The organism is Bifidobacterium sp. UTCIF-38 (assembly GCF_006454495.1).
GTDB classification, from domain to species: Bacteria; Actinomycetota; Actinomycetes; order Actinomycetales; family Bifidobacteriaceae; genus Bifidobacterium; species Bifidobacterium callitrichos.
On record NZ_JFAL01000006.1, the window covers coordinates 165,975 to 179,017 of the forward strand.

A 13,043-nucleotide genomic window follows, 5' to 3' on the forward strand; every position below is an offset into this window, starting at 1 on the left:
TAACGCCGCAAAGCGACAGCGTGTGATAGCGGGCGGCGCGTCAGGCGGATGTGCCACAATCGGAGTCATGTCGAAGTCGAGTATCCGTCCGAAAAACCGTCCGCAATCCGGCAGGAATGCACGTGTCCCATCGAGTGGATCGCACGCCAGACTGTTCGTCGTCGTCGTGGCGGCGGTCGTGGCGATCATTCTGGCGTTCCTGTCCGCGTTCGTATGGCCCGGATGGGCGCTCAACAAGGACGTCGCGCCGAAGGCGGATCAATCCCAAAGCGCGGAGCCGACCACGCCGAGCATCAAGGCCGAGGCATTGCCGTCGGACGCGACCGAACTGCTCAAGGCCATGCCGGACAGCGTGCTGAACTTCGCGCGCACCAAGGCCGAGGATTCGACCACATGGAGCTCCTCCTCGCCGCTCGAGGAGTACACGCTCACCTATTCGACCGGCAAGAAGACCGAGAACGTCACGCTGGTCGTGGCGCAGTGGAGCACGTCCACGCCCGCGAAGACGCAGTATGATGCGCTCGCCAAGGCGCTGGGGGGCAAGACGATCGCCTCCGGATCGGTCAAGGTGCAGGGAAGCTCCACCGGCGACTACGTCGTCAAGGGCGGCGCGGAGGACGGCGCTCAGGCCACGGCCGTGTGGCGCAACGACACGGTGGTGTTCCAGGCCACCGGCGCGAAGTCCTCGGTGCAGCGGTTCTACCAGAAGTTCCCGCTGTAGGCTCCTCGAGCCCTGTAGACCGAGCGCAACGCGTGGCCGTCCTTGGATGGTGCCGGTCGAAGACAGGCGTCGAGACCCCTCATGTGTGGACGTGTGTATGGACGTTCGATGAACCTTTGGTGACCGTTGCGGGTGGCATCGTCCGAGATCATGTGTATACTCGTGCGAGTTGCAACTTTTACGATTAATCGGAATGGAGGCTTCAGATGGGTTCCGTCATCAAGAAGCGCCGCAAGCGGATGAGCAAGAAGAAGCACCGCAAACTGCTGCGTAAGACCCGCCACCAGCGTAAGTAGTCTTACCTGCTTTCAAGGCGTGAAAACCCCGTGAACCGCAAGGTTCCGGGGTTTTCTTATATGCGTCTTATATGCGTCATACGCACCGAATCGGTGCGATCGTCTCGACTTGGTACGTACTACGAAGGACGGGTCCTCTCCCCATGGGTTGCGCCCAAGGGGAGAGGACCCGTCCTTCGTGAATATCCGCGATCTACGACGCGATCACTTGTTGGAGTTGGTCAGCACGCGCGGGCCGTTTGGATCGCCGACGATGACGGTGTCGACCATGTTGAGGAACAGGCCGTGCTCGACGACACCCACCGTGTTGATGAGGTCCTCGGCCAGATCGAACGGGTGGTCGATGCGCTCCAGATGCAGATCCACGACGAAGTTGTTCTCGTCGGTGCGCACCTCCTCGCCGTCGGCGTCGAGACGCAGCACCGGCTTGTAGCCCTTGGCCTCGAACTTCTTGACGACGTGGCCGGCGCCGAAGGGGATGACCTCGACCGGCAGCGGGAACTTGCCGATGGTGTCGACGACCTTGGACTCGTCGACGATCCACACGATCTTGTTGGAGTTGGTGGCCACGATCTTCTCCCACAGGAGGGCCGCGCCGCCGCCCTTGATGCCGTTGAAGTTCTTGTCGACCTCGTCGGCGCCGTCGATGGTCACGTCGATGTGGTCCACGTCATCGATGTCGACGATCTTGATGCCGTAGCTTTCGGCCTGGGCCTGGGTGCGGCGGGAGGTCGTCACGCCGGTGAACTGAAGGCCCTCCTCCTGAACGCGGCGGCCGAGCTCGTCCACAAGGAACTTGACGGTCGAACCGGTGCCGAGGCCGGCGATCATGCCGTTCTCGACGAGCTTGGCGGCCTCGATGCCGGCGGCCTTCTTCAGGGCGTCCTGCTGTGCCTTATCCATGGTGGTGATTCCTTTCCTGACCTGTTGAAAGTCCGCTTCCATCCTAACGCGGGTGGGAGATTGTGTGCGGTCGTGTCCACTCGTGTTCGCCGGCTGTTCAGCTTCGTCGGATGGGATCCGTCGTTTAGCGCAGGAAGTCCGCGTCGGTGATGGTGAGGTTGCCGTCGCCATCCACGAATCCGTCCACCGCGATGTAGCCGCGTACGTGCATGCTCTCGCCGGTGAAGTACGGGCTGGTCTTCGGAGCGGGGGAGAAGTGCACCTCACCCGAGACCTTGAGGCCGCTCGGAGTCGGTGTATTCGCAGGTTGTGCGGGGCGTACGGGCTGCTGCTTGCCTGACTGTGCGGTCACGTGCCGTGTATCGGCGTCTGCCGGCCGGCTCTCCGACGTCTCCGTCGTTTCGGTCGATGCGATTGGTGTGGCTGATGCGACCGGCGCAATCGATGCGATCAGCGATGTTTCCTGCTCTTGCAGGCCCTTGCGTCCTGCCGAATCCGTCTTGTCCTTGGACGCGGACCTGTTCCTACGCGGCAGTCCCCTGGCTCCGTCACGATCGATCGTCGTCTCATGTCGTTCGTCGACGGGCTTGAGGCCCGCAGCGGCGCGATCCAGCATCAGCTGCGCGTCCGGCGGCACATCGGTGCCCTTCGCATATGGCGAGTTGAGCAGCGACTGCCATCCTTCGAGCGGCAGGTAACCGTCCTGCGACCTCTTGCGGCATTCCTGCGCGTATGTCCTCGCCAGCTCGTCCACGAGTTCGTTGCCCGCGTTGCCGGCGTGTCCCTTGACCCACTTGAAATCGACCGGGCCGGGGCGTTTGGCGATTTCGGCGTCGATGGCCTTGATGACCTCGACGTTCTTCACCGGCTGCTTCTGGGAGTTCCTCCAGCCGTTCTTCTTCCAGCCCTTGAGCCATTTGGTCGAGCAGTTGATCGCATACTGCGAGTCCGATTCGATGAGCAGCGGTTCGGGCCCGGGGTGCGCGCGCAGCACCATCAGCACCGCGCACAGCTCGCCGATCTGGTTCGTGCCGTTCGTGGCGCCGCCGGCGTCGTACCCTCTGGAATCGTGTTCATGACCGGGAATGCGGCCGTCTCCGGCGTTCGTGTCATGGTCGGCCCACGCCCACCCCATCGGTCCGTTCGGATTGCCCAACGCCGATCCATCGGTGGACACCACAATCTTCTTACCCATGCCCACCACCATACAAAAGGGGATTCCCGCGATTCAACATTGCGCGGGAATCCCCTTTTGTCTAATCGATGTGTCGACTGGCGACTAGCGCCGAATCACTCGGCCAGCGCCTTGTCGACGACGACCTCGGCCTCGGCGAGGACCTTGTCGAGGGCCTCCGGGCTCTCGAAGGACTCGGCGTAGACCTTGTAGATGTTCTCGGTGCCGGAAGGACGGGCGGCGAACCAGTTGTCCTTCGTGGTGACCTTCAGACCGCCGATCTTGGCGTGGTTGCCCGGCGCCTCGGTGAGCTTGGCGGTGATGTCCTCGCCCGCGAGCTGCGTGGCGGTGACGTCGTCGCCGGTGAGCTTGCCGAACTTCTGCTTCTGCTCGAGCGTGGTCGGGGTGTCAACGCGCTTGTACCAGGACTCGCCGAAGCGGGCCACCTGGTCCTTGTGCAGCTCGGCCGGGTTCTTGCCGGTCTTCGCGGTGATCTCCGCGGCGAGCAGGTCGGGGATGAGGCCATCCTTGTCGGTGGTCCAGATGCGGCCGTCCTTGCGCAGGAAGGACATGCCGGAGCTCTCCTCGCCGCCGAACGCGACCTCGCCCTTGAACAGCGGGTCGACGAACCACTTGAAGCCGACCGGGACCTCCATGACCTTCGCGTTGATCGACGCGGCCACGCGGTCGATCAGGGAGGAGGAGACCAGAGTCTTGCCGACCGCAGCGCCCTCGGGCCAGCCCGGACGGTTGCCGCCGAACAGGTACTCGACGCACACGGCGATGTAGTGGTTCGGGTTCATGACACCCCAGTCGGGGCACACGATGCCGTGACGGTCGGCATCCGGGTCGGTGCCGCCGACGAGATCGTACTTGTCCCACGCGCCGGCGTTGAGCTCGTCGACGAGACCCTTCATCGCGTACGGCGAGGACGGGTCCATGCGGATCTTGCCGTCGTGGTCGATGGTCATGAAGCGCCAGGTCGGGTCGACCTCGGGGCGCACGACGCCGATCGTGAGGCCGTACTTCTCGTTGATGAGCGGCCAGTAGTTGACGGACGCGCCGCCGAGCGGGTCGATGCCGAGACGCACGCCGGAGGAGCGGATCACATCGAAATCGATGACGTTGCCGAGGTCGGCGACGTAGTGCTCACGGAAGTCGAAGGGCTCGACGTACTCGGACTTGATGGCCTCCTCGTACGGCACGCGCTTGACGTTCTTGTAGTCGGCGAGCAGCTCGTTGGCGCGGGCGGCGATCGCGTTGGTGGTCTCGGCCGGGGCCGGGCCGCCGGTGACCGGGTCGTACTTGAAGCCGCCGTCGGTGGGCGGGTTGTGCGACGGGGTGACGACGATGCCGTCGGCCAGACCCTCGCCCTCGAAGCGCTGGGTGCCGTCGGCCGCACGGTTGTGCGTCAGGATGGCCTGGGAGACGACCGGCGTCGGCACGAAGTCGCCGCGGGAGTCGACGCGCACGTGCACGCCGTTGGCGACGAGCACCTCGATGGCGGTCTTGCGGGCCGGCTCGCTCAGGGCGTGGGTGTCGGAGCCGAGGTACAGCGGGCCGGTGACGCCGGCCTTCTTGCGGTATTCGGCGATGGCCTGGGAGATGGCGACGATGTGGGCCTCGTTGAACGAGGTCTTCAGGGACGAACCGCGGTGGCCGGAGGTGCCGAAGATGACACGCTGCTCCGGAACGGCCGGGTCGGGGACGAGGTCATAGTACTTGCCGATGACCTCATCGACGTTGATCAGATCTGCTGGGGTGGCGGGCTTGCCCGCATTGTTAGCTACCATGTCTCCATTCTACGGCGTCCGACATGTACGGTGAGTAACATTTTGTGCTCAATTGTTCTGAAATGTGAGTGAATGGATGTTGAATTGTATGACCGTGGCGATGACGGGATGACGCCGGGGTGGCGCAAGGGGCGGTAGGATGCGGCATCCGGGCATCGTCGGATCGTCCGCGCGCATATCGACGGATCGTCGTGAGGGCGGCGGTCGCCGCGTGTCGTGCCGCGACACGCGGCGATCAGTAAACGTTTGCGCGATATTTGGAGGCATGGTACACTGACCTCCGTCAGTTTCCTTAGCAGGGTTGCTACTCAAGATTTCGAGGCAAGACCTGAGACATGGACTCGCCGTAGGTGTATTCGCCCCACGGCTCCATATGGTCCTTGTCTCGGGTCTTTTCTGTTATCTGGGGTCGATGACGATCACGCAAGGTGACTAGAAACAGTGGAAGAACAGTAGGAAATGGAGAATCCGATGTCGCATCAGGACGATGTCAAGGCGATCATCACCGCCGTCGGCGGCGCCTCCAACGTCAAGTCGCTGACGCACTGCGCCACTCGACTGCGTTTCGAATTGAAGGACAACGGCAAGGTCGATCAGGCCTCGCTCGATGCCAACAAGGTCGTGCTCGGCGGCGTGCCGCAGTCCGGTAATCGTTATCAGGTCGTCATCGGCGGTCAGGTGGCCACCGTGTACGACGAGATCATGCACCTGCCCGAGATGGCGGGCGTCGGCGCCGGCAGCGTCGACGCCGACGCCGCCGACGGCGAGATGAGCGACGCCGAGCTCAAGGCCGCCAAGCGCAACGAAGGCGTGCGCGGCAAGGTCGCGTGGCTCGACAACTTCTTCGAGTACCTGGCCGACTCCTTCCGCCCGATCCTGGGCGTCCTGCTCGGCGCGTCCATCATCATCGCGCTGGTCAACCTGTTCATCTCGATCGGCGTGATCCCGAACGACGAGGCGAACACCGGCCTCATGTTCATCAAGGCGCTGTGGAAGGGCGTGTTCTACTTCCTGCCCATCATGGTCGCCTACAATGCCGCCAAGAAGCTCAAGGTCGACCCGTGGCTGGGCGGCGCCATCATGGCCGCGCTGATGACCCCGCAGTTCACCGCGCTGTCCGACACCAAGACGTGGGGCGACGCCGTGCAGTGCGTCACCAACGAGACCCTCGGCACCTCCTCCTGCACCGCGACCGTCTTCGGCCTGCCGATGCAGCTGTCCGACTACTCCGGCAACGTGTTCGTGCCGCTCATGATGGCCGCCGTGCTGGCCCTCGTCTACCACGGCATGAAGAGGATCATCCCCGAGAGCATCCAGCTGGTCTTCCTGCCGTTCTTCTCCATGATCATCGTCGGCGCCCTGACCGCCTTCCTCATCGGTCCGCTGGGCGTGTGGGTCGGCAACGGCCTCGGTGTCGGCCTCGCCTGGATGAACGGCCACGCCCCCTTCATCTTCGCCATCGCGATCCCGCTGCTCTACCCGTTCCTCGTGCCGCTCGGCCTGCACTGGCCGCTCAACGCCCTCATGCTCATGAACATCCAGTCGATAGGCTACGACTTCATCCAGGGCCCGATGGGTACGTGGAACTTCGCCTGCTTCGGCGCCACCGCCGGCGTGCTGTTCCTCTCCATCCGTGACAAGGACGACCAGATGCGCCAGACCTCGATCGGTGCGCTCGCGGCCGGCCTGCTCGGCGGCGTCTCCGAGCCGAGCCTCTACGGCATCCACCTGCGCTACAAGCTCATCTACTCCCGTATGCTCGTCGGCTGTGGCGTCGGCGGTGTCGTGATCGCCGTCCTCGGATGGCTGTTCCCGTCCACCATCGCCTCCGGCGAGACCGTCCACGGCGTGACCACCACCGCGTTCGCCTTCACCTCCCTGCTGACCATCCCGGTCTTCGACCAGATGTGGGTCTACGCCATCGCCATCGCCGCCGCGTTCATCACCTCCATGGTCCTGATCATCACCTTCGACTACCGCACCCCGGAGCAGAAGGCCGAGGTCAAGGCCCGCGTCGCCGCCGCGGTCGCCGCCAAGTCCGATGAGGGCTCCGTCGAGTCCGCCGCCGCCCCGGCCCCGGTCGCCGCTCCGGCCGCTCCTGCTGCCGAAGCCGCTCCGTCCGCTCCGGCCTCCCAGAGCGAGCCGACCACCGCAGTCCTGTCCCCGGTCAACGGCCATGTCGTCTCCCTGGACGACGCCGGCGATCCGGTGTTCGCCTCCCGCGCCCTCGGCGAGGGCGTCGGCGTCCAGCCGACCGACTCCATCGTCAAGGCTCCGGTCTCCGGCGTCCTGCAGACCGTCGCCGAAACCGGCCACGCATTCGGTCTCAAGACCGATGACGGCGTCGAGGTGCTCGTCCACGTCGGCATCGACACGGTCAAGATGAACGGCGAGGGCTTCGCCGTGGCCGTTGCCAAGGGCGATCGCGTCAACGCCGGTGACACGCTGGTGACCGTCGACTTTGATAAGGTCAAGGCATCCGGTTACAGCACCACCACCCTGATGACGGTGCTCAACACCGCAATGCTCACGGCGGTCACTCCGAAGACGGGTGTGGACGTCAAGGCCGGCGACGAGGTCATCGCCATCGAGAAGTAATCCGGGATTCGTCCCGGGATCGGGAGGAACGCCATGGAAGTACTTCGCGTCTTCAACAACAACGTCGTTCTGGCGAAGGACGGGAGGCGCGAAGTCATCCTCACCGGGCGCGGCCTTGGCTTCAAGGCCAAACCCGGCATGAAGGTCGACACGACCAAGGTGGCACGCGTGTTCGTGCCCGCCGACGGTCGCGGTCCCGACCACATGGCCCAGCTGCTGGGCGACATTCCTCCCGAGATCATCAGACTGGTCTCCGACGCCATGGACGAGATCGGACTCGGCGCCCAAGCGGCGCAGAATCCGACGCTCGTCATGGCGCTCGCCGACCACGTATGCGGCGTGTTGCGCCGCGTCAGGAACGGCATTCCGGCCGTTGCCTACCCATTGAGCGAAGAAGTGAGTTCCCTCTACGAGCGTGAATACACGCAGGGACGGGAACTGCTCGTCTCCCTTAATCGCAGACTTAACGGAGCGTTACCCGACAGCGAGGCCGTGGCGTTCGCGCTCCATCTGGTCAACGCTGGATTCGCGACCGGCGACCTCTCCCACACGTATGCGATGACCGGCGTCATCCAACAGCTGCTCGCCGTCATCGAAGGCACCTACGACATCAAGCTTGATGAGCATTCGGTCAACGTCGGCCGATTCATCACCCATCTGCGCTACCTGTTCGTGCGCATCCACCAGCACAGCCAGCTCGAGCGCGAACCCGAGGCGATCGTCACGTCGATCACCCAGTCCTATCCGAAGGCGTTCGACTGTGCCCGACGCATCGCCGCACTCATCGAACTGCGTCTCGACACCACACTCACCGAGGACGAGATCGCCTACCTCACCCTCCACGTGGCCCGTGTCACCGCCGCATAGCGGCATTGGATTCACTTTACCGGCGGGATCGTGCCCGTCGCCGACAGATCCGGCGTCACCTCCGGCACGCGTACGATCAGCGCCCTGCGCTCCACATCGAAGCGGATATGACGCGTCTCGGGCAGCATATCGCCGTCCACCTGCGCGAGAGCCGGCTTCTCCAACGTCAGCTCGGCGCTCACGCCCTGGATCTGGTCGATCGTCGAATTCGTCGACAGCGGATTCTGCTCCGCACGGCCCGTGATCGTCTGATGCACCACGTCGCCGAACAGGTTCGCCCAGCCGAGGATGCCACCGGTCGTGTCGATGATCTCGAAATCAAGCAGGCCGTCGTCGTACGAGGCGTTCGGCATCAGCGAGAACACGGGGATCTGCCCGCAGTTGCCGGCCATGAACGTGCGGAAGATGAGACCGCGCGTCGAATGGGTGCTGCCGTCGCGGCTGGTGATCGTCACGTTCGCGTGATACCGCGGCGTGAACAGGTTCTTGACGCCACCTACGAAGTAGGCGAGCCAGCTGATGTTCTTCTTGAGCTGGGGATCCGTGTCGTCGATCATCGCCGCGTCGAAGCCGACGCCGGCGATAATAAGGAACGCGTGCCCGTGATCCTCCTCCGGATGGTCCAGCAGCGTGAGCCTGCCCATATCCACCGTGCGCGAGCCATGCGAGGTGGCCACCGTCAGCGCCGCGTCGATGTCGTCCACCGGAATGCCCATGTTGCGGGCGAACAGGTTGCCGGTGCCGATCGGCACGATGCCCAGCGCGTGACCGGTGCCCGAGACGGCGGAGGCCACCGTCCTCACCGTGCCGTCGCCGCCGACCGCGATCACCACGTCAGCGCCGTGCCTCAGCGCCTCCAGCGCGCATGCGCGGCCGTCCTTGTCCAGCTGCGTGTCGATGAACTCGACCTCCGTCAACCCCTTCGATGCGCAGAACTCCTCGATATGCTGACGTCTCACCTCGGCCTGCGGCTTGGACGGGTTCACGATGAACGCGTAATGCACCTGATCGTCGTCGCGCTCGACAAGCTTCTCGGCAAGAAGCTGACGACGGTACGAACGGTACGCCAAGGCCGCCGCCACGAGGATGGCGACACCGATGATGACTGCAATGACGATGATGACGGCTGTGGGCATGACTCCCATTGTTCACGCAAACCCCACCGCGACATGCAACGCCACGACGAAATTCGACGATTCCTCTACGTCGGCTTCTTCTGGCTCCCCGTCAGGCCTCCCCGTCCCGCTATGATCGGATGTCATGCTTGGTTCCGAAGTACGCAACAAAATCGACCGTGTCTGGGACGCCTTCTGGTCCGGCGGCATCTCCAATCCGCTCGAGGTGATCGAGCAGATCACCTACCTGCTGTTCATGCGCCGACTCGATATGAACCAGCAGCGAGAGGAGAACAAGGCGCGCCGGCTCCGCCGCCCGATCGAACACGCGGTGTTCACCGAGGATCAGCGGAACCTGCGCTGGAGCGTCTTCTCGCAGAAGGACCCGGAGACCATGTACGAGATCATCTCCGAACAGGTGTTCCCGTTCCTGCGGATGATGGGCGGCGCGGAATCCTCCTACGCGGAGCAGATGAAGGATGCGCGATTCACGATCCCCACGCCGCTGCTGCTCGCCAAAACCGTCGACATGCTCTCTGACATCGATATGTCCAACACGGACGTGAACGGCGACCTCTACGAATACCTGCTCTCGAAACTCTCCAGCTCCGGTGTGAACGGACAGTTCCGCACGCCGCGACACATCATCCAACTCATGGTCGCGATGATGGCGCCGACCCCTCGCGATACCATCTGCGATCCCGCGTGCGGCACCTGCGGCTTCCTCGTCGCATCCGCCGAATACGTGCGCGAACATCACCCGGAGGTATACAGCGACCCGCTGCTGCGAGAACGGTACGCCACCGACATGTTCCACGGCTACGACTTCGACCGCACCATGCTGCGCATCGGCAGCATGAACCTCATGCTGCACGGCATCGACGATCCCAACGTCCACTACAAGGACTCGCTGAGCGCATCCGGCGACGAGGACGAAGGCCGCTACTCGCTGATCCTCGCCAACCCGCCGTTCTCCGGCAGCCTCGACTACGAGACGACCAGCGCGAAACTGCTGCGCCAGGTGAAAACCAAGAAGACGGAGCTGCTGTTCCTCGCGCACTTCCTGCGCATGCTCGAACCGGGTGGACGCGCGGCCATCATCGTGCCCGAAGGCGTACTGTTCGGCTCGACCGGCGCACACAAGAAACTGCGCAAGGCGCTCGTCGAGGAGCAGAAGCTCGAAGCGGTGGTCAAACTGCCGTCCGGCGTTTTCAAACCGTACGCCGGCGTCAGCACCGCGATCCTCGTGTTCACCAAAACCGACGGCGGCGGCACCGACGACGTATGGTTCTACGACGTGCGCGCCGACGGATACTCCCTCGACGACAAGCGCTCGCCGATCGAGGCCAACGACCTGCCGGACGTGCTCGAACGCTGGACGCATCGACGTGACGAGTCCGAGCGATCCCGGGCGCGGACGGAGCAGTCGTTCTGCGTACCGAAGGAGGAGATCGCCGGACAGGAGTACGACCTGAGCCTCAATCGGTACAAGGAGATCGAATACGAGGAGGAGGAACATCGGTCGGTCTCGGAGATCCTGGACGACATCGACTCGCTTGATTCCGGGATCGCGGCCGATGTCGCGGCATTGCGGGAGCTGCTTTCGTGACGGGTGTGATTCCGGCTCCCTCTGATGAGGGAGCTGTCGCGCGAAGCGTGACCGAGGGGGAGATCTCCTTCGACGTCAGCCGTGTCGGTGTTGGTCGTGTCGAGGCGGCGTATGCGATGCTCGACACACTCAAGGCCGTTCGGCCAAGCCTACGGTCGAGCATCGCATACGCCGCCCCGACACTCGTTGCGTGGGGATGTTGTTTTCTCTCGGCTCCCCTTGTCAGGGGAGCTGGCCCGCGAAGCGGGACTGAAGGGTAGTTCGGTTGGTTGAGAAATGTGCGGTGCGGAATAATGGTTCGTGGGTGTTGAAAGGGTTATTCGATGGCTGATTTCATGAGTGACCCCTCGAAGATGAAGGTGAATATGTCGCGAAACGGTGACGGAGAAAAACCGCGTATGGTGAAGCTGGGGGATGTTCTTCATCATTGGAAGGATATGGTCCATGTTGATGACCCGCTTTCGGTGCCGTTGATTTCTGTGAAACTGTATGGCAACGGTGCTGTACGCCGTGAAATTGGCGATGGTAAGGCTCCCAAGCCGTTCACGGGTAATCGCGGCCACGCTGGTCAATTTGTGTTTTCACGGATTTGGGCTCGTCGTGGTGCCATGGCACTTATTCCTGAAGAGTTGGATGGAGTCGTTGTTACGAATGAATTCCCGTTATTCGATGTTGATGAGAAAGAACTTGATTCAAGATACTTGAACTATCTTGTTCAGACTCAGTCATTTTTGGGAGAATTGGAACGAATAAGCGCTGGGGCATCAGGGCAGAACCGAGTCAAAGAAGCAGCATTCTTGAATATCCACGTTCCTCTGCCGTCGCTGGAGGAGCAGAGGCGGATTGTGGCTGTGCTTGATCGGGCCGATGCCATTCGCGCCAAGCATCGTCAGATCCTTGTAGATCTTGACGAGCTTAAGCAGTCATTTTTTGATGAAATGTTTTTGAGTGATGATTTCCCGATTGTTGAGTCGGGTGATCTGATGCCAGTGATGCGTAATGGACTATCTCCTTCAAAAAGCGGAACTGTAAGCGCTCGGGTTCTTACCTTATCGGCAATTACTCAAGGGAAGTTTGATGTGAGCGCTGTAAAAGAAGGAACTTTTGATACTGAGCCTCCTGCTGATAAGCGTGTAACCGGTCAAGATTTCATGATGTGCCGAGGGAATGGTAATAAATCACTAGTTGGTGTTGGCGCATACAGTAATAAGGATTGTCCGGATCTTGTTTTCCCTGATACGATTATTGCAGGACGAGTGAATACGGACAAAATATTATTGCCTTATTTGGAAATAGTTTGGCATAGTGGGTCAGTTCGTAGTCAAATTGAGAGGTCGGCGAGGACAACGAATGGAACATATAAGGTCAATCAGCAGGCGCTTTCACAAATAAATATCCCCCTGCCGCCGATCGAGTTGCAAAAAGAGTTTGCTCGGCGGGTGGAGTCAATTGCGGCGGCTCGGGCCAAGGTCGAGCGGGCGCTGGCCTTGGACGACGAGCTGTTCGCCGCTTTGCAGTCTCGGGCCTTCCGTGACGCCTTGTGACAGGGGCGGATCTGATATATGGACATGGTGCGTCGGCTGCGGCCATCTCGCCATGCCGAGGGGTGCAACATACAGGTGATTCGCTCACGCGGAACGCCGGATGTCGCCGTCAGGAAATCGTCGCCGATACGGTGCGGTCACAACGTGCGGTCACAACGTGATTCCGGCTTGCCTTTTGACGTGTTGTGACAATTTTCGTTGTCACAACGTATCGGAATCGCTGCGAATCGTACGTTGTGACAAGAACGGCGGATTGACGACGATTGACGACCGACGCCGGATCGTCAGAACGCTTGGAATTCCGCCATTTCATAGACTGCGTCATTTGTGTGATCGCATTCGTCGCCGGCGATCCGTGTCACAACTCGAAAAAATCGACGTGAATCGCACGTCGTGACAGCTTTTCTTGTCACAACGTGACCG

Annotated in this window: 10 protein-coding genes; 6 read left to right on the forward strand and 4 right to left on the reverse strand. The window is 62.0% G+C overall.

The features are described 5' to 3' along the window. The first annotated feature begins 67 nt into the window (after positions 1-67). Together BW11_RS03095 and BW11_RS03100 are read left to right on the forward strand one after the other, a co-directional pair. Positions 68-721 carry a hypothetical protein gene (locus tag BW11_RS03095; protein ID WP_258184481.1) on the forward strand — a complete coding sequence of 218 codons (654 nt, stop codon included), beginning with the start codon at positions 68-70 and terminating at the stop codon, positions 719-721. Positions 722-927: 206 nt separating this feature from the next. Next, a complete protein-coding gene (locus BW11_RS03100; RefSeq protein WP_004268639.1) occupies positions 928-1,017 on the forward strand; it encodes a 30S ribosomal protein bS22 in 90 nt (29 codons plus the stop codon). Positions 1,018-1,221: 204 nt separating this feature from the next. On the opposite strand, the gene rpiA is transcribed toward BW11_RS03100, so the two are convergent. The 3 genes from rpiA to pgm all read right to left on the reverse strand — a co-directional run bounded on the left by rpiA (position 1,222) and on the right by pgm (position 4,887). Further along, positions 1,222-1,920, reverse strand: coding sequence for a ribose-5-phosphate isomerase RpiA (gene rpiA / locus BW11_RS03105; RefSeq protein ID WP_140444493.1), 699 nt, complete (start codon positions 1,918-1,920; stop codon positions 1,222-1,224). Between the two features lie 124 nt (positions 1,921-2,044). Further along, the gene (locus BW11_RS03110; protein ID WP_375137626.1) at positions 2,045-3,055 is read right to left on the reverse strand and encodes a ribonuclease H; all 1,011 of its coding nucleotides are present in this window, start codon (positions 3,053-3,055) and stop codon (positions 2,045-2,047) included. A gap of 155 nt (positions 3,056-3,210) precedes the next feature. Further along, the gene (gene pgm / locus BW11_RS03115; protein WP_140444491.1) at positions 3,211-4,887 is read right to left on the reverse strand and encodes a phosphoglucomutase (alpha-D-glucose-1,6-bisphosphate-dependent); all 1,677 of its coding nucleotides are present in this window, start codon (positions 4,885-4,887) and stop codon (positions 3,211-3,213) included. Between the two features lie 471 nt (positions 4,888-5,358). On the opposite strand from pgm, the gene BW11_RS03120 reads away from it, so the two are divergent. After that, entirely contained in the window at positions 5,359-7,485 is a 2,127-nt protein-coding gene (locus BW11_RS03120) for a glucose PTS transporter subunit IIA (RefSeq protein WP_140444490.1), read from the forward strand. Between the two features lie 33 nt (positions 7,486-7,518). Further along, a complete protein-coding gene (locus tag BW11_RS03125) occupies positions 7,519-8,352 on the forward strand; it encodes a PRD domain-containing protein (protein ID WP_140444489.1) in 834 nt (277 codons plus the stop codon). Between the two features lie 11 nt (positions 8,353-8,363). On the opposite strand, the gene BW11_RS03130 is transcribed toward BW11_RS03125, so the two are convergent. Then, positions 8,364-9,488: a diacylglycerol kinase family protein gene (locus BW11_RS03130; RefSeq protein WP_181162451.1), complete on the reverse strand. Its 1,125-nt coding sequence runs from the start codon at positions 9,486-9,488 to the stop codon at positions 8,364-8,366. A 124-nt stretch (positions 9,489-9,612) separates the two neighbouring features. Between BW11_RS03130 and BW11_RS03135 the strand changes: the two genes are divergently transcribed. Next, positions 9,613-11,076 (forward strand): class I SAM-dependent DNA methyltransferase, encoded by a 1,464-nt coding sequence (locus BW11_RS03135; protein ID WP_140444487.1) that lies wholly within the window; start codon positions 9,613-9,615, stop codon positions 11,074-11,076. 323 nt (positions 11,077-11,399) lie between these two features. Further along, positions 11,400-12,620, forward strand: coding sequence for a restriction endonuclease subunit S (locus BW11_RS03140; RefSeq protein ID WP_140444486.1), 1,221 nt, complete (start codon positions 11,400-11,402; stop codon positions 12,618-12,620). Positions 12,621-13,043 lie beyond the last annotated feature (423 nt).

Excerpts from the sequence above, each read along its gene's own strand:
- BW11_RS03130 (WP_181162451.1), bottom strand. The coding sequence starts at position 9,488 with ATGCCCACAGCCGTCATCATCGTCATTGCAGTCATCATCGGTGTCGCC.
- rpiA (WP_140444493.1), bottom strand. The coding sequence starts at position 1,920 with ATGGATAAGGCACAGCAGGACGCCCTGAAGAAGGCCGCCGGCATCGAG.
- BW11_RS03095 (WP_258184481.1), top strand. The coding sequence starts at position 68 with ATGTCGAAGTCGAGTATCCGTCCGAAAAACCGTCCGCAATCCGGCAGG.
- BW11_RS03120 (WP_140444490.1), top strand. The coding sequence starts at position 5,359 with ATGTCGCATCAGGACGATGTCAAGGCGATCATCACCGCCGTCGGCGGC.
- BW11_RS03110 (WP_375137626.1), bottom strand. The coding sequence starts at position 3,055 with ATGGGGTGGGCGTGGGCCGACCATGACACGAACGCCGGAGACGGCCGC.
- BW11_RS03140 (WP_140444486.1), top strand. The coding sequence starts at position 11,400 with ATGGCTGATTTCATGAGTGACCCCTCGAAGATGAAGGTGAATATGTCG.
- pgm (WP_140444491.1), bottom strand. The coding sequence starts at position 4,887 with ATGGTAGCTAACAATGCGGGCAAGCCCGCCACCCCAGCAGATCTGATC.
- BW11_RS03100 (WP_004268639.1), top strand. The coding sequence starts at position 928 with ATGGGTTCCGTCATCAAGAAGCGCCGCAAGCGGATGAGCAAGAAGAAG.
- BW11_RS03135 (WP_140444487.1), top strand. The coding sequence starts at position 9,613 with ATGCTTGGTTCCGAAGTACGCAACAAAATCGACCGTGTCTGGGACGCC.
- BW11_RS03125 (WP_140444489.1), top strand. The coding sequence starts at position 7,519 with ATGGAAGTACTTCGCGTCTTCAACAACAACGTCGTTCTGGCGAAGGAC.